General features: G+C 67.6%; 13 protein-coding genes and 1 pseudogene. 12 read left to right on the top strand and 2 right to left on the bottom strand.

Annotated elements, in window-relative coordinates; all coding sequences use genetic code 11:
- Positions 1-4 precede the first annotated feature (4 nt).
- Both cobT and cobF read left to right on the top strand, forming a co-directional pair.
- Positions 5-1,018 carry a nicotinate-nucleotide--dimethylbenzimidazole phosphoribosyltransferase gene (gene cobT / locus NA2_RS07680; protein ID WP_008595992.1) on the top strand — a complete coding sequence of 338 codons (1,014 nt, stop codon included), beginning with the start codon at positions 5-7 and terminating at the stop codon, positions 1,016-1,018.
- Positions 1,019-1,022: 4 nt separating this feature from the next.
- The gene (gene cobF / locus NA2_RS07675; protein ID WP_008595990.1) at positions 1,023-1,781 is read left to right on the top strand and encodes a precorrin-6A synthase (deacetylating); all 759 of its coding nucleotides are present in this window, start codon (positions 1,023-1,025) and stop codon (positions 1,779-1,781) included.
- Here cobF and NA2_RS07670 read toward each other — a convergent pair.
- Entirely contained in the window at positions 1,760-2,230 is a 471-nt protein-coding gene (locus tag NA2_RS07670) for an RbsD/FucU family protein (protein ID WP_008595988.1), read from the bottom strand. The genes cobF and NA2_RS07670 overlap by 22 nt on opposite strands.
- Positions 2,231-2,358: 128 nt before the next feature.
- Here NA2_RS07670 and NA2_RS07665 point away from each other — a divergent pair, with 128 nt between their 5' ends.
- The 4 genes from NA2_RS07665 (at position 2,359) to NA2_RS07650 (ending at position 6,572) form a co-directional block, all read left to right on the top strand.
- On the top strand, positions 2,359-3,483 hold the full coding sequence (locus tag NA2_RS07665) for an extracellular solute-binding protein (protein ID WP_040677215.1): 1,125 nt from the start codon (positions 2,359-2,361) through the stop codon (positions 3,481-3,483).
- A gap of 183 nt (positions 3,484-3,666) precedes the next feature.
- Positions 3,667-4,731 carry an ABC transporter ATP-binding protein gene (locus NA2_RS07660; protein ID WP_008595986.1) on the top strand — a complete coding sequence of 355 codons (1,065 nt, stop codon included), beginning with the start codon at positions 3,667-3,669 and terminating at the stop codon, positions 4,729-4,731.
- Positions 4,724-5,605, top strand: coding sequence for an ABC transporter permease (locus NA2_RS07655; protein WP_008595985.1), 882 nt, complete (start codon positions 4,724-4,726; stop codon positions 5,603-5,605). Before NA2_RS07660 ends, NA2_RS07655 begins: the two co-directional genes overlap by 8 nt.
- Positions 5,606-5,765: 160 nt before the next feature.
- Positions 5,766-6,572: an ABC transporter permease gene (locus NA2_RS07650; protein WP_008595984.1), complete on the top strand. Its 807-nt coding sequence runs from the start codon at positions 5,766-5,768 to the stop codon at positions 6,570-6,572.
- A gap of 75 nt (positions 6,573-6,647) precedes the next feature.
- On the opposite strand, the gene NA2_RS07645 is transcribed toward NA2_RS07650, so the two are convergent.
- Positions 6,648-7,457 (bottom strand): IclR family transcriptional regulator, encoded by an 810-nt coding sequence (locus NA2_RS07645; RefSeq protein WP_008595983.1) that lies wholly within the window; start codon positions 7,455-7,457, stop codon positions 6,648-6,650.
- A 190-nt stretch (positions 7,458-7,647) separates the two neighbouring features.
- Between NA2_RS07645 and NA2_RS07640 the strand changes: the two genes are divergently transcribed.
- The 6 genes and pseudogenes from NA2_RS07640 to NA2_RS07615 all read left to right on the top strand — a co-directional run.
- Positions 7,648-9,177, top strand: coding sequence for a M81 family metallopeptidase (locus NA2_RS07640; RefSeq protein WP_040677162.1), 1,530 nt, complete (start codon positions 7,648-7,650; stop codon positions 9,175-9,177).
- A 79-nt stretch (positions 9,178-9,256) separates the two neighbouring features.
- Positions 9,257-10,882: an ABC transporter substrate-binding protein gene (locus tag NA2_RS07635; RefSeq protein ID WP_008595981.1), complete on the top strand. Its 1,626-nt coding sequence runs from the start codon at positions 9,257-9,259 to the stop codon at positions 10,880-10,882.
- Between the two features lie 241 nt (positions 10,883-11,123).
- The gene (locus tag NA2_RS07630) at positions 11,124-12,065 is read left to right on the top strand and encodes an ABC transporter permease (RefSeq protein WP_008595980.1); all 942 of its coding nucleotides are present in this window, start codon (positions 11,124-11,126) and stop codon (positions 12,063-12,065) included.
- Positions 12,065-12,949 carry an ABC transporter permease gene (locus NA2_RS07625; RefSeq protein ID WP_008595979.1) on the top strand — a complete coding sequence of 295 codons (885 nt, stop codon included), beginning with the start codon at positions 12,065-12,067 and terminating at the stop codon, positions 12,947-12,949. Before NA2_RS07630 ends, NA2_RS07625 begins: the two co-directional genes overlap by 1 nt.
- A 219-nt stretch (positions 12,950-13,168) precedes the next feature.
- Positions 13,169-14,830 carry an ABC transporter ATP-binding protein gene (locus NA2_RS07620; RefSeq protein WP_008595978.1) on the top strand — a complete coding sequence of 554 codons (1,662 nt, stop codon included), beginning with the start codon at positions 13,169-13,171 and terminating at the stop codon, positions 14,828-14,830.
- An 85-nt stretch (positions 14,831-14,915) separates the two neighbouring features.
- A pseudogene (locus NA2_RS07615) lies at positions 14,916-15,153 on the top strand (amidohydrolase); the annotation flags it as partial.

Raw genomic sequence — 15,153 nt, 5'->3', positions numbered from 1 at the left:
CTCCATGACCGCTTTCTCCACCGTCGAAGACCTGCGCGCCGCCTGCCGCGCCCTGCCCGATGGCGACACGGACGCCGCCCGCGCCGCCACTGCACGCCAGGCGGTGCTCACCAAGCCGCCGGGCAGCCTCGGCCGGCTGGAGGACGCGGCCGTCCTGCTGGCCGGCTGGCAGCGCCGCGCCCTGCCCGAGCTGGACCGTGTCCATGTGCTGGTCTTCGCCGGGGCGCATGGCGTCACCGCGCGCGGCGTGTCGGCCTTTCCGGCGGAGGTGACAGCGCAGATGGTGGCGAACTTCGCCGCCGGCGGCGCGGCGATCAATCAACTCGCCCGGCAGGCCGGCGCGACGTTGACCGTGACGCCGCTCGACATCGACCACCCGACGGAGGATTTCACCCAGGCGCCGGCGATGGACGAGACCGCCTTCCTCGCCGCCGTGCGGGCCGGCCATGACGCCGTGCCGGCCGACGCCGATCTCGTCGCGCTCGGCGAGATGGGGATCGGCAACACCACGGCGGCGGCGGCGGTCGCGGCGGGCCTGTTCGGCGGGCAGGGCGCCGACTGGGCCGGGCGCGGCACCGGCGTCGATGATGCCGGCCTCGCCCGCAAGGCCGAGGCGGTCGACATGGCGCTCGCCCGCCACGCGGACGTGCTTGCCGATCCGCTGGCCGTGCTGCGCTGTCTCGGCGGACGCGAGCTGGCGGCGATGTTCGGCGCGGCGCTCGCCGCGCGGCAAAGGCGCATCCCGGTCCTGCTCGACGGTTTCGTCTGCGGGGCCGCCGTCGCGCCGCTCGCCCGGCTGAACGGGGCGGGGCTGGCGCATGCCATCGCAGGCCATGTCTCGGCCGAACCCGGCCACCGCAAGCTGCTCGCGGCGCTCGGCCTCGCGCCTCTGCTCGACCTCGGCATGCGGCTCGGCGAAGCCTCGGGCGCGTGCCTGGCGATCAACGTGCTGCGCGGCGCGCTCGCCTGCCACAACGGCATGGCGACCTTCGCCGAGGCCGGCGTTTCGGAGGGATAGGCTGGTGCGGACGCTTTCGGTCATCGGCATCGGCACGGGCAATCCCGAGCACATGACGGTGCAGGGCATCAAGGCGCTGAACCGCGCGGAGATTGTCCTCATCCCGCGCAAGGGCGAGGCCAAGGAAGACCTCGCCGATCTGCGCCGCGCCATCTGCGAACGGTTCCTCGACAATCCTGAGACGCGCATCGTCACGTTCGACCTGCCGGTGCGCGACGCCGGCAATCCGTCCTATCGCGACGGCGTGGACGACTGGCATGCGGCCATCGCGCGGCTCTATGCGGACCTGCTTTCCGAGCACATCGGCGCGGACGGCCACGCCGCCTTCCTCGTCTGGGGCGACCCGTCGCTCTATGACAGCACGCTGCGCATCATCGAGCGCCTGCGGGTGGAGACGGACGCGGCCTTCGCGCTCGAGGTGGTGCCCGGCATCACCAGCCTGCAGGCGCTGGCGGCAAGCCACCGGATGCCGATCAACACGATCGGCGGGGCGATCCAGATCACCACCGGCCGCCGCCTGCGCGCCGAAGGCTTCCCGCCGAACGCCGACACGCTGCTCGTCATGCTCGACGGCAACTGCGCCTTCGAAACCCTGCCGGGCGACGCGTTCGACATCTACTGGGGCGCCTATCTCGGCACGGAGGACGAGATCGCCATCGCCGGCCGCCTGAAGGAGGTCGCCGCGGCCATCGTCGAGGCGCGGCGCGAGGCCCGCAGCCGCAAGGGCTGGCTGATGGACACCTATCTCCTGCGCCGCCGCTGAGCGGCCGGCGTTTTCTCCTCGGGCGGGACGACACCCTTCTTGAGGATGAGGTTGCCGTAGAAGCGGCGCTCGCCGGTCTGCACCACGGCGAACGCGTTGCGCGCCCGCTCGTAAAAGGCAAAGCGCTCGAGCGGCCGGATGCGGGCGGGATTGTCCGCCGCCTCGTCGATCACCTTCTGGAACTCGGCGACCACCGGCGGAGATCCTTCGGGATCATCGACCATTTGCATGCTGATCGCGGGATGGTTGACGAAGGTGTCGAGCGGCAGAACGCTGAGAATGGCCGTCAGCACGCGCGGAGCCGGCAGGCCGTCGAGCCGGATCAGGCGCCGGGCGGTCGCCTCCGCCGGAAAATTGGCATCGACGATGACGATCTCGTCGCCATGCCCCATCGCCGCCAGCGCATGAAGCAGGTCGGGTGAGAGGAGCGGGTCCAGATTGCGCAGCATGCACTCTCCTCCTGAATTCGCGCCCGACAGGCTCCACGCTTTTTTGTTGCCGCGGGTTCATCGCACTGTAACATAGCGGGAATAACCGCTGCGATCACCAATGCAACGGAACAATGGGAGTGCTTTTCATGACACTGATCAAACGACGCAATTTCATAAAGGGCGCGGCTTCCGTCGCCGGACTGTCGCTCGCCGCTCCCTTCATCTCGCGCTCCTATGCGCAAGGGTCGTCCGGTGCCGTCAACATCTTCGCCTGGGCCGGCTATCTCAACGACGACATGCTGGCCGCCTTCGAGAAATCGACCGGCATCAAGGCGAAGTACACGCCCTACGGCACCAATGACGAGCTTCTGAACCAGCTCCGCGCCAACAATGGCGGCGGCTTCGACATCATCTGGCCGACGGTCGACCGCGTGCCGAACTATGTCGAGTTCGAGCTGGTCCAGCCGATCGACGAGAGCAAGGTCAACGTCGACAAGTGCCTGCCGAGCGCCTGGAAGAACTCCGAGAATCTCGGCGCCGTGATCGACGGCAAGCGCTACCAGGTGCCGACCGACTGGGGCACAGAGGCGATCTCCTTCGACAAGGACCAGGCGCCGCTCGAATACGGCACCGCATCCTATGGCGACATCTGGAAGCCGGAGATGCAGGGCAAGGCCACCGTGCGCGGCCATTCGGGCCTGGTCGGTCTCGGCCTGTGGCTCGAGGCCGAGGGCAAGCTGCCCATGCCGATGGCCGACGCCTTCAAGTCGGAAGAGAACATGGTCAAGATCTACGACGCGATCCTGGCCGAGGCGATCGCCCGCAAGGGCAATATCGCGCAGTTCTGGTCGAACGAGAACGAGGCGCAGGGCGCGTTCCGCGTCAATGGCTGCGCCATCGGCCAGACCTGGGACTCGACCGCCGCAGCGCTCGGCAAGGAAGGCCTGCCGGTCAGCTTCATCGCGCCGAAGGAAGGCGCGCTCGCCTGGATGGAAGGCGTGGCGATCCCGAAGGGGGCGGAAAACCTCGATCAGGCCTATGCCTTCATCAACTGGTTCCTGACGCCGGAGGCGGGCGCCATGTATTCCGACGCCACGTCGATCAACTCGACCGCCGTCGGCGCCGCCGAGATGACCTCGGACCAGGCCAAGGCCTTCTTCGCCGCCGCCTATCCGGGCGACGCGCTGGACAAGTTGTGGTGGTGGCCGATCCAGGAAAGCTGGTTCGTCTCCAAGCGCAACGAGTACCAGGACCGCTTCCTGTCGGCCTGAGGCTGGCGGGAACAAGGCGACGGGCGTCGCGCTCGCCCCTCATCCGCCTGCCGGCACCTTCTCCCCGCCCGCGGGCAGAAGGAAGATGACCGCAACGTGGAAGCCCCCCTCTCCCCGTTCACGGGGAGAGGGTAAGGGTGAGGGGCGAGCGCAGGCAGCCAGCAACAGCAGACTCGGGGGACCATGTCGCATTCCGTAGAACTGCATCAGGTCGGCGTGACGTTCGGCGCGACCCGCGCCGTCGACGATGTTTCCTTCAACGTCGAGGGCGGCGAGTTCTTCTCCATCCTCGGCCCGTCGGGCTGCGGCAAGACCACGCTGCTCAGGGTCATCGCCGGTTTCCTGCATCCGACGGAAGGCCGGATCCTGATCGGCGGCAAGGACATGGCCGCGCTCGGTCCCAACCAGCGCCCGACCGCGATGATCTTCCAGTCGCTGGCGCTCTTTCCGCTGATGCCCGTCTGGGAGAACATCGCCTTCGGGCTGGAAGCGCGCGGCGTCGCCAAGGCGGAACGCCGCAGGAAGGCCGACGAACTGCTCAGGCTGATCGCGCTCGAAGGGTTCGGCGACCGCATGCCGGGCGAACTCTCCGGCGGCCAGCGCCAGCGCGTCGCGATTGCCCGCGCGCTCGCCGTCGAACCGCAGGTGCTGCTGCTCGACGAACCGCTCTCGGCGCTTGACCTCAAGCTGCGCCAGCACATGCGCGCCGAGCTGCGCTCCCTGCAGAAGCGCACCGGCGTCACCTTCATCTACATCACGCACGACCAGTCGGAGGCGCTCGCCATGTCCGACCGTGTCGCCGTGATGAGCGCCGGCGTGGTGCAGCAGGTGGGCGCGCCGCGCGAACTCTACGACAATCCCGCAACGCCCTTCGTCGCCGGCTTCGTCGGCGAGACCAATGCCATTCCCTGCACGGTGAAGCGCATCGAGGCGGGCATCGCCACGGTCGACAGCCCGCACGGGACGCTGACCGCGCGCGCCGGCAGCGCCCTTGCCGCCGGCAAGGCGAAGCTCTATGTGCGGCCCGAGGCGCTGAAACCCGGCAATGCGGCGGAGAACGCCCTGTCGGCCACCATCGAGCGGATCGATTTCGAGGGCGCGTTCGCGCTGGCGCACGGCGCCACCGACGACGGCAAGCGGCTCATCGCCTCCATCGCCAGCACCGACCTTGCCGCCGCCCCGGCCATCGGCGCGCGGGCGCGGTTCGGCTTCGACCGGGCGAACGCCGTGGTGCTGCCCGATGGCTGAGCTCTACAGGCGGTTCGGCGGCGGCCTCGGCACGCTGTTCCTGGCGCTGGTCGGCGCGTGGCTCGCCGGCATGGTGCTGGCGCCGAACGTCATGATGATCGACTACGCGCTCAGGCCGAACCTGCCGCCCTCGCAGATCGGCGGGCCGAGCGACGTCTATTCGCTCGACAACATCCTCTACCTCGCCAATGAGGGCGTGCACCGGGCGATCTTCTTCAAGACCGTCTGGGCCAGCGCGCTGGTCGCGCTGGTCACTTTCCTGGTCTGCTATCCGCTCGCCTTCTGGCTGGCGCAGCACGCGACGCCGAATCAGGCGGCGGTGGTGCTGCTCGGCCTGACCATCCCCTTCTGGATCAACGAGGTGCTGCGCACGCTCGCCTGGTACATCCTGCTTGCCTTCCGGGGGCCGCTCAACGCCTTCCTGCTGTCGCTCGGCATCATCGACGAGCCGGTGCGCTGGTATGGCGACGGCGGCGTTCTGGCCGGCATGGCCTATGCCTACATCCTGTTCATGCTGTTCCCGATCTACAATTCGATCGAATCCCTCGACAAGTCGCAGATCGAGGCGGCGCGGGATCTCGGCGCGTCCACCTGGCGCATTCACTGGCGCGTGGTCATCCCGCACGCCAAGGCCGGCATCGCCACCGGCTGCGTCTTCACCTTCATGCTCGCCGCCGGCAGCTATGTGGCGCCCGCCCTGCTCGGCGCGCCGGGCAGCCGCTGGTTCACCGAGATCATCTACAACTGGTTCTTCGAGGGCGGCGACTGGAACCGCGGCGCTGCCTATGCGCTGGTGCTCCTGGTGCTCTGCCTCGCCGTCGTGCTCGTCACCCTTCGCCTCGCCCGCGTCAGCCTGACGGAGGTGGCGAAGTGAGGACGCAGCGCCACCCGGACCGCAAGGCTCCCTTCCTCTCCCCCGCATCGCGGGGGAGAGGAACGCTTTCATTGATGCACGACCCCCTTCCCGCCTCCGTTTGCAGGAACGAAGGTGAGGGGCGGCGTGGAGCTTTCCCCCCAACCCCGAGGCCCAGATCATGAGCGCCGCCGACCGCATCGCGCGCGCCCTGTTCGGCTTCTACATGGCGGCGTTCTTCGTCTACCTCTTCGCCCCGCTCGCCATCATGGGCATCGCCACCTTCAACACCAGCCGCTTCCCGACCGTCACCCCGTGGCAGGGGACGACGCTGAAGTGGTTCCAGGAACTATCGACCGACACCGGCATGTGGCAATCGCTGTGGACGTCGGTCGTCGTCGCCTTCTGCGTCGTCGTCGTGGCGCTGCCGATCGGCACGGCCGCGGCGCTGGTGCTGACCAGCCTGCATTCGCGCGCCCGCAGCTTCCTCTACGCCGTGATGGTCTCGCCGTTGCTGACGCCGGGCGTCGTCATCGGCATCGCGACGCTGGTGCTGTGGCGCCAGCTCGGCATCGGCGGCGGCGTCATGCTGATCGTCATCGCCCAGGCGAGCTTCATCATCTGCTACGTCATGCTGATGGTGACGGCCCGCCTGCAGCGCTTCGACCCGACGCAGGAGGAGGCGGCGCTCGGTCTCGGCGCGTCGAAATTCATGGTCTTCCGCCGCGTCCTGCTGCCATTCCTGAAACCGGCGCTGATCGCCGCCGGCTTCCTGGCCGTGCTGCAATCCATCGAGAACTACAACACGACGCTCTTCGTGCGCGGCTTCGACACGCCGCTGACCGTCTACATCGCCACCAAGGTACGCACCGGTCTGACGCCGGCGGTCAACGCGCTGGCGCTGATCATGATCGTCATCACCATCGCCGGCGCCGTCGCCTACGAGTTCGCCCGCCGGCGCCAGGCCGCGCGGCTCGGCGCCGGCTGAAGCGTTTTGTAGCCGGGCGGAATCATCCGACGTCCGATAAACGCGGGAACACGAAGAGATAGACCCGTTCATGCATCAGAACCGGTTGAGGGCGCCGGCCGCCTCCGCCACCAGCGGCGCGAAACGGCGGCAATAGGTTTCCGCGTCCCACTCGCTGAGCGACCCGGCGATGTGGATCGCCCCGAGCGGCGTGCCGTCGGGCGCGAGCAGCGCGGCGGCAATCGCGATCTCCCCCTGCAGGATCTCCTCCAGCGCCAGCGCATAGCCGTTCTCGCGCGCTTCCCGCACCTTGGCGCGGATCTCCTCGGGATCGGTGATCGTCTTCGGCGTGATCTCGCGCCGGTCCGAACGGGCGATGATCTCGTCCACCTCGGCGTCGCTCAGATGCGCCATGACGGCGCGGCCGCCGGACGTGCAGTAGATCGGCACGCTCTGACCGACCAGCGTGGCGAAGAAGGTCTCGCGCTTGCTCTGCAGGCGCGCGGCATAGACGAGCCGCAGTCCGTCCCGCAGGCTGAGATCGACGCGCTCGCGGACATTGCGCCGGAGTTCCATCAGCACCGGCGAAGCGCGCACCACCAGCGGGTTGAGGCGCAGATAGTCGCGTGTGTGGTCGAGGACGCGGATGCCCGGCACATAGCCGCGGTCGTCGGCGTCGCGCTCGATGTATCCGAGCTGCCGGAGCGTATGAACGACGCGTTGCGCGGCGCTCCGGCCCATGCCGCTCTGCGCGGCGATCTCGTTCAGGGTCAGCGGCTTCCCGGTATCGTGAAAGGCCGAGAGAACCTGCATGGCGCGGGCGATGGCCTGCACGAACAGAGGGTCGCCATCGTCGACGCTCGTCGCCGGGGGGACCCCGTATTCGGCTCTCTGCACGTAACGCAAGCCACACCTCCAAAAACCGTTTGACTCGGCAACCGTAGCACACCTATCGTATCACCGATACAAATGTATCGCATAGCGATACTTTGTCCTTCACCCTATCACGCGTTCTTCGGGCGTCGATCCGAAAATTGCGGTTGAGCGAAAACGGTGGCGCGTGAGTTTCACGGCGCATTGCGGTCTGGGGGATGGAATGACAATGCGGGTGGCGCTTGCCGGATTCCTGCACGAAACCAACACCTTCGCCCCGTCGAAGGCGACCTATGCGCATTTCGTGCAGGGTGGCGGCTATCTCCCGATGTCGCGCGGTGCGGACATCCTGGAGCGCTGCCCGGGCGTCAATCTCGGCATTTCCGGCATCGTTGCCCATGGCCGGGAGGCCGACTGGGAGATGGTGCCGGTGCTATGGACCGGCGCGATCCCTTCCGCCCATGTGACCCGCGACGCCTATGAGCGCATCGCCGGCGAGATCGTGGACGGGATCGCCGCCGCGGGTGCGCTCGACGGCGTGTGCCTCGACCTGCACGGGGCCATGGTGGCCGAGCACCTGGACGACGGCGAGGGAGAACTGCTCGCCCGTATCCGCCGCGTGGTGGGGCCGGACGTGCCCATCGCCGCCAGCCTCGACCTGCACGGCAACACGACGCAGAGAATGGTCGATGCCGCCGACCTGCTCGTCGCCTTCCGCACCTATCCGCATGTGGACATGGCCGAGACCGGGCGCCGCGCGGCCGAGGGGCTCGGCCGGCTGATGGAGCGCGGCAGGCCGTTTGCCAGGGCATTCCGGCGGCTTCCCTATCTGACGTCGATCCCCTGGCAGTGCACCTTCATCGAGCCGGCGAAAAGCCTTTACGCGGAGGTCGCCGCGCTGGAAGCCGGGGCGGTCGCCAGCATGTCCTACTGGATGGGCTTTCCCGCCGCCGACATCGAGGAATGCGGCCAGACGGTGCTCGCCTATGGCGAGACGCAGGAGGCGGCCGACCGCGCCGCCGATCATCTCCACGCGCGCATCATGGCGAGCGAGAGCGCCTTCGCCGGGCGCGCCTACCAGCCGGACGAGGGCGTGCAGGAGGCGATGCGCATCGCACGGGAGGCAAGCCGCCCGGTGGTCATCGCCGACACCCAGGACAATCCCGGCGCCGGGGGCGATTCCAACACGACCGGCATGCTGCGCGCGCTGCTGCGCAACGGCGCCACGAATGCGGCGATCGGCATGATCGTCGATCCCGACGCGGCGCAGGCGGCGCACGAGGCCGGAGAAGGGGCCGATATCGACATCGCTCTGGGCGGCCAGTCCGGCATTCCGGGCGACGTGCCGCTGGCGGCCACCTTCCACGTCGAGAAACTGTCGAATGGCGACCTGCATGCGACCGGCCCTTATTACGGCGGCACGCACATCAATGTCGGCCCCTCGGCCTGTCTTTCAGTCGGTGGGGTGAGGATCGTCGTCGCGAGCCACAAGGCGCAGATGGCCGATCTCGCCATGTACCGTTTCGTCGGCATCGAGCCGACAGAGGCGGCGATCCTCGTCAACAAGAGCTCCGTGCATTTCCGCGCAGATTTCGATCCCATCGCCGAGACGGTGCTGGTCTGCACGGCGCCCGGTCCGATGCCGCTCGATGCCGCCGACCTGCCCTGGACGCGGCTTGCCGACGGCATGCGCCTTTCGCCCAACGGTCCTGTTTTCCGGCGCGCCGACGCACGCCGAGCGATGGAGGTCTGATCAACAAGCGTGGCAGTAGAACCGGGCGCACGAATGTCACCGAACGCAAGAACCCACCCATAACGAATGAGGGAACATCATGTTGCGTATTCAGGAGAGACTTCACCACTGCAAGGGATATGCCCGGGGCGCCGCCCTGGGGCTGTTAGCCGGCGCTGCGCTCGTCAGCGGCGCGGGTCTTGCGACACCCGCCTTCGCCCAGGACAAGACGATCACGGCGGTCATGCATTCGGGCCTGCGCGTGCTCGACCCGATCATCACCACCGCCCACATAACCCGTAACCACGGCTACATGATCTATGACGTGCTGGTGGCTGTCGACGAGAACTTCAAGCCGCAGCCGCAGATGGCCGACTGGACCATCTCCGACGACAATCTCGTCTATACCTTCACCCTGCGCGACGGTCTGAAATTCCATGACGGCGCGGCGGTGACGGCGGCGGACGCCGTCGCCTCGCTCACGCGCTGGGGCAAGCGCGATTCCGGCGGGCAGCTCATCTTCGACATCACCGAAAGCCTCGAGGCGAAGGACGACAAGACCATCGTCTGGACACTGAAATCGCCGTTCCCCGCTCTGCTCGACACGGTCGGCAAGCAGTCCGCCGTTCCGCCCTTCATCATGCCCGAGCGCGTGGCGAGCGGTTCGCCGGACGAGGCGATCACCGAATATGTCGGCTCCGGCCCCTTCGTCTTCGTGCAGGAAGAATACCAGCCCGGCGTCTCGGTGACCTACAAGAAATTCGCCGACTACGTGCCGCGCGAAGGCGCGGCGAGCTGGATGGCCGGCGGCAAGAACGTCAAGGTCGATACGGTGAAATGGGTCACGATGCCGGACGCCCAGACGGCGATCAACGCCATCATGTCGGGTGAGATCGACTATATCGAGCAGGTGCAGATCGACCTTCTGCCGATCCTCGCGGCCAGCGAGGACGTCACCGTCGAGACGCGCGACGACCTCGGCTACCAGACGATCGGCCGCATGAACTTCAAGCATCCGCCCTTCGACAACAAGAAGATCCGCCAGGCGGCGCAGATGGCGCTCAGCCAGGAGGACGTGCTCGGCACGCTGATCGGCAATGCCGACTACTACAAGGTCTGCGGGGCGATCTTCGGCTGCGGCACGCCGCTCGGCGACGAATCGGGATCGCAGACGCTGACCTCCGGCGGCGACGTGGAGGGCGCCAAGAAGCTGCTCGAGGAAGCCGGCTATGACGGAACGCCGGTCGTCCTCATGCAGCCGACCGACGTGGTCAGCCTGACGGCGCAGCCCGTGGTGGCGGCGCAGGCACTGCGCAATGCCGGCTTCAACGTCGACATGCAGGCCATGGACTGGCAGACGCTGGTGACGCGCCGTGCCAGCCAGTCCAAGCCCGCCGAGGGCGGCTGGAACCTCTTCTTCACCAACTGGATGGTGCCGGAGATCAACTCGCCGCTGATCAGCCCGATGCTCAACGGCCGCGGCGATGGCGCCTGGTTCGGCTGGCCGAAGGACGACGCGGTCGAGGCCCTGCGCGCCGACTTCATCGCCGCCGACACGCCCGAGAAGCAGAAGGAGGTGGCTGTCGCCATCCAGAAGCACAATCTGGACGAGGTGCTCTACATCCCGCTGGGCGAGTATGCCGTGCCGCAGGCGCGCAGCAACAAGCTGACCAACATGATCCCGTCGCCGGTGCCGGTGTTCTGGAACATCGAGAAGGCGGACTGACAGTGGAATGAGCGGGGCGGTTCTCACAGGACCGCCCTGCCTGTCCCACCCCCCCTCTGCCCTGCCGGGCATCTCCCCCTCAAGGGGGGAGATCGGCTGTCATCGATGCTTCGTTCACTTCGGATGGGAGAAGCGAAACACGACGACGCTGTGATCTCCCCCCTTGAGGGGGAGATGGCCGGCAGGCCAGAGGGGGGGGTGCGAAGGATCCCGAAGTGAAACCGAGGGTACGGCAAACCCCATGCTAGGCTACATCATCCGGCGCATCCTGGCGGTCATACCGGTCATGACCATCGTCGCCATCTTCGTCTTCCTGCTGCTCAGGCTGACGCCGGGCGATCCGGCGGCGATCATCGCGGGCGACATGGCGACGCCGGCGCAGCTTGAGCGCATCCGCACCTCGCTCGGCCTGTCCGACCCGCTGCATGTGCAGTTCGTCACCTGGGTCGGCTTGCTCCTGAAGGGCGAGCTCGGCACGTCGCTCATCTCCAACACGCCTGTGACGCAGATGATCGGCCAGCGCATCTGGCCGACCTTCAACATCGCCGTCCTGACCATCGTCCTGTCGGTGCTGATCGCCGTGCCCATGGGCGTGCTTGCCGCCTGGCGGCACCGCACCTGGGTCGACTACGCCGTGATGGCCTTTTCGGTTCTGGGCTTCTCCATACCCGTCTTCGTCATCGGCTATCTGTTCATCCAGGCCTTCGCCATCGAGCTGCGCTGGTTTCCCGTGCAGGGCTACGCCGCGCCCTCCGAGGGTTTTGGCAAATTCCTGGCGCGCGCCATCCTGCCCTGCCTGACACTTGCCACCATCTATGTGGCGCTGATCGCCCGCATGACGCGCGCCTCCATGCTCGAGGTGCTCGGCGAGGACTATATCCGCACCGCCCGCGCCAAGGGCGTGAAGGAGACGGTCGTCCTGTTCCGCCACGCGCTGCGCAACGCGGCCGTGCCGATCATGACCATCATCGGCACCGGTTTCGCGCTGCTGATCGGCGGCGTCGTGGTGACGGAGAGCGTGTTCAACATTCCCGGCATCGGCCGGCTCACCGTCGACGCCATCCTGGCGCGCGACTATCCCGTGATCCAGGGCATGATCCTGCTGACGAGCGGGCTCTACGTGTTCATCAATCTCGTCATCGACCTCTCCTACACCTTCTTCGACCCGAGGATCCGCTACTGATGGCCGCCAGTCCGCAACCCGCAGCCCGCCTGCAATGGCTGTTCGGCGCCATCGCCCTGCCGCGCGGCTGGCGCGTCGGCGCCGGGCCGCTCATCGCCGCCGCCGTGCTCGTCGTCATCGTCGCCGCGACGCTCGCCGCCCCGCTGATCGTCCCGCATGACCCGATGGCGATGGACGCGCTGCAGCGCCTCAAGGGGCCGAGCGACGTCTACCCGCTGGGCACCGACGCCTATGGCCGCGACATGCTCTCGCGCGTCGTCACGGGCGGCCGCGTCTCGCTGCTGATCGGCATCGGGGCGGCCGTGATCAGCGTGGCGATCGGCCTCATGATCGGCCTCGTCTCCGGCTTCTTCCGGCTGGCGGATGCCATCATCATGCGCGTCATGGACAGTTTGATGGCAATCCCGTCGATCCTGCTCGCCATCGCACTGGTGGCGCTCAACGGGCCGAGCATCTGGTCGGTGATGGGGGCGATCACCATCCCCGAGATCCCGCGTGTGGTGCGGCTCGTCCGCTCGGTGGTCCTGTCGGCGCGCGAGGAACCCTATGTGGAGGCGGCGCTGGCGCTCGGCTCCTCCATGCCGAAGATCCTGTGGCAGCACCTGATGCCGAACACGCTCGCCCCGCTCATCGTGCAGGGCACCTATATCTGCGCCTCGGCGATCCTGACGGAGGCGATCCTGTCCTTCCTCGGCGCCGGCGTCTCCACCGAGATCCCCACCTGGGGCAACATCATGGCCGAGGGCCGGGTCTATTTCCAGTTGAAGCCGTCGCTCATCTTCTGGCCGGGCCTGATGCTGTCGCTGTGCATCCTGTCGATCAACCTGCTCGGCGACACGGCGCGCGACCTGCTCGATCCGCGCCTGAAGAAGCGGGAGGCTTGAAATGACCGCGTCCCCTGATACCCCCCTCCGGCCTGCCGGCCATCTCCCCCTCAAGGGGGGAGATTGGTCGGCCGCGAGGGTTTCGCCAATGGCCGGCGTTGCAAAAGGAGCGATGCGCTTCTGCCAGCCGATCTCCCCCCTTGAGGGGGAGATGCCTGGCAGGGCAGAGGGGGGCGCATCCCACCAGCGCTTCCAGCCCCATACACCGGAGCACGGATCATGAAGTTCAAGACCCGCAGCTTCGACGCCGCGCCGAGCGTTCTGGAAATCGAGGACCTGACGGTCCAGCTCGCCGGCAACAGGACGGCGGCGCCGGTGCTCGACAAGGTGTCGCTGAAAATCCGCCAGGGCGAGACGGTCTGCCTCGTCGGCGAATCCGGCTCGGGCAAGTCCGTCACCTCGCTTTCCGTCATGGGCCTCTTGCCCAAGGGCGCGCTGGAAGCGACCGGCGGGCGCATCGGGCTGGAGGGCCGGAACCTGCTCGAGCTCGGGCCGCAGGCCATGCGCGAGATGCGGGCGCAGAAGATCTCCATGATCTTCCAGGAACCGATGACGGCGCTGAACCCGGTGATGCGCGTCGGCGACCAGATCGGGGAAGTGCTCGACACGCACACCAGGCTCCCCGCCCGCGAGAAGCGCGCGCGCGTGCTCGACATCATGAACCAGGTGCACCTGCCCGACGTGGAGCGCATCCACCGCTCCTATCCGCACCAGCTTTCCGGCGGGCAGCGGCAGCGCATCATGATCGCCATGGCGCTGATCCTCGAGCCGCAGTTGCTGATCGCCGACGAGCCGACCACGGCGCTCGACGTGACGACGCAGAAGCAGATCCTCGGCCTGATCGCCGAATTGCAGGAGAAGCATGGAACCGCCGTCCTCTTCATCACCCACGACATGGGCGTGGTGGCGGAGATCGCGGACACGGTGCATGTCATGAAGCTCGGCCGGATCGTCGAGCATGCGCCGGTCGAGGACCTGCTGCGCCGCCCGCGGGAGGACTACACGAAGCAATTGCTGCAGTCCGTGCCGAGCCTGACGCCGCGCCCGGCGCGGCCCGAGCCGCAGGGCGGCGCGGTGCTGTCGGTCAGCGGGCTGCAGAAGACCTATGGGGCGCATGGCGTCTTCGCGCGGCGCGAGGCGACGCGGGCGGCGAACGACGTGAGTTTCTCCATCCCGCGCGGCCGGACGCTCGGCATCGTCGGCGAAAGCGGCTCGGGCAAGTCCACCGTCGCCCGCTGCATCATGCGGCTGATCGATCCGACGGAGGGCGATATCCGCGTCGCCGACCGCGAGATCGCCCGCCTGTCGCGCCACGCGCTGAGGCCTTATCGCAAGCACATCCAGATCGTCTTCCAGGATCCGTTCCGCTCGCTCAACCCGCGCTGGACCATCGGCCGGAGCCTGATCGAGGGGCCGCTCAACATCGGCGCCGACAGGAAGGCGGCGCTGAAGCGGGCGGCGGAGCTCCTGACGCTGGTCGGCCTGCCGGACGACGCGGTGAACCGCTATCCGCACCAGTTCTCCGGCGGCCAGCGGCAGCGCGTGGCGATCGCCCGCGCCATCGCCATGGAGCCGGACGTGCTGGTGGCCGACGAGGCGGTCTCCGCCCTCGACGTGTCGGTGCAGGCACAGGTGCTCGACCTGCTCGACGAACTGCAGAAGAAGCTCGGCATCGCCATCCTCTTCATCACCCACGATCTGCGCGTCGCGGCGCAGATCTGCGACGAGGTGGTGGTGATGCAGCATGGCCATGTGGTCGAGCACGACACGGCGGCCAACGTGCTCGCCAATCCGCAGCACGCCTACACGCGCGCCCTGATCGAGGCGGCGCCGGGGCGGCTGTGGGACTTCGCCAATTTCCGTGAACTGAAAAGCGCGTGAGGCGCCGGGTTGAGGAACCTCAACGCCCTTGCACGCCCATCCTTGATCCATCCCTCATCCCACAACGATCCCGCCGGAGACCAACATGCCCGTACTGCCGAAAATCGCCGCCTATGCCGATGAGCTGACCGAGATCCGCCGCGATTTCCACGAACATCCCGAGATCGGCTTCGAGGAGGTGCGCACCTCCGGCATCGTCGCCGAGCTGTTGCGGAAATGGGGCGTCGACGAGGTGCATACGGGTCTCGGCAAGACCGGCGTCGTCGGCATCATCAACGGCAGCAGGGAGGGTGGCCGGACGGTCGGCCTGCGCGCCGACATGG

This window comes from Nitratireductor pacificus pht-3B, assembly GCF_000300335.1.
Lineage (GTDB): Bacteria > Pseudomonadota > Alphaproteobacteria > Rhizobiales > Rhizobiaceae > Nitratireductor > Nitratireductor pacificus.
Note: the sequence above shows the minus strand (reverse complement) of the source record. Positions and strands in the feature narration are given on the sequence as shown.

What these genes read in the sequence shown, in the direction of transcription:
- cobT (WP_008595992.1), top strand. Translation starts at nt 5, where the DNA reads ATGACCGCTTTCTCCACCGTCGAAGACCTGCGCGCCGCCTGCCGCGCC.
- NA2_RS07670 (WP_008595988.1), bottom strand. Translation starts at nt 2,230, where the DNA reads ATGCTGCGCAATCTGGACCCGCTCCTCTCACCCGACCTGCTTCATGCG.
- NA2_RS07665 (WP_040677215.1), top strand. Translation starts at nt 2,359, where the DNA reads ATGACACTGATCAAACGACGCAATTTCATAAAGGGCGCGGCTTCCGTC.
- NA2_RS07660 (WP_008595986.1), top strand. Translation starts at nt 3,667, where the DNA reads ATGTCGCATTCCGTAGAACTGCATCAGGTCGGCGTGACGTTCGGCGCG.
- NA2_RS07655 (WP_008595985.1), top strand. Translation starts at nt 4,724, where the DNA reads ATGGCTGAGCTCTACAGGCGGTTCGGCGGCGGCCTCGGCACGCTGTTC.
- NA2_RS07650 (WP_008595984.1), top strand. Translation starts at nt 5,766, where the DNA reads ATGAGCGCCGCCGACCGCATCGCGCGCGCCCTGTTCGGCTTCTACATG.
- NA2_RS07640 (WP_040677162.1), top strand. Translation starts at nt 7,648, where the DNA reads ATGACAATGCGGGTGGCGCTTGCCGGATTCCTGCACGAAACCAACACC.
- NA2_RS07635 (WP_008595981.1), top strand. Translation starts at nt 9,257, where the DNA reads ATGTTGCGTATTCAGGAGAGACTTCACCACTGCAAGGGATATGCCCGG.
- NA2_RS07630 (WP_008595980.1), top strand. Translation starts at nt 11,124, where the DNA reads ATGCTAGGCTACATCATCCGGCGCATCCTGGCGGTCATACCGGTCATG.
- NA2_RS07625 (WP_008595979.1), top strand. Translation starts at nt 12,065, where the DNA reads ATGGCCGCCAGTCCGCAACCCGCAGCCCGCCTGCAATGGCTGTTCGGC.
- NA2_RS07620 (WP_008595978.1), top strand. Translation starts at nt 13,169, where the DNA reads ATGAAGTTCAAGACCCGCAGCTTCGACGCCGCGCCGAGCGTTCTGGAA.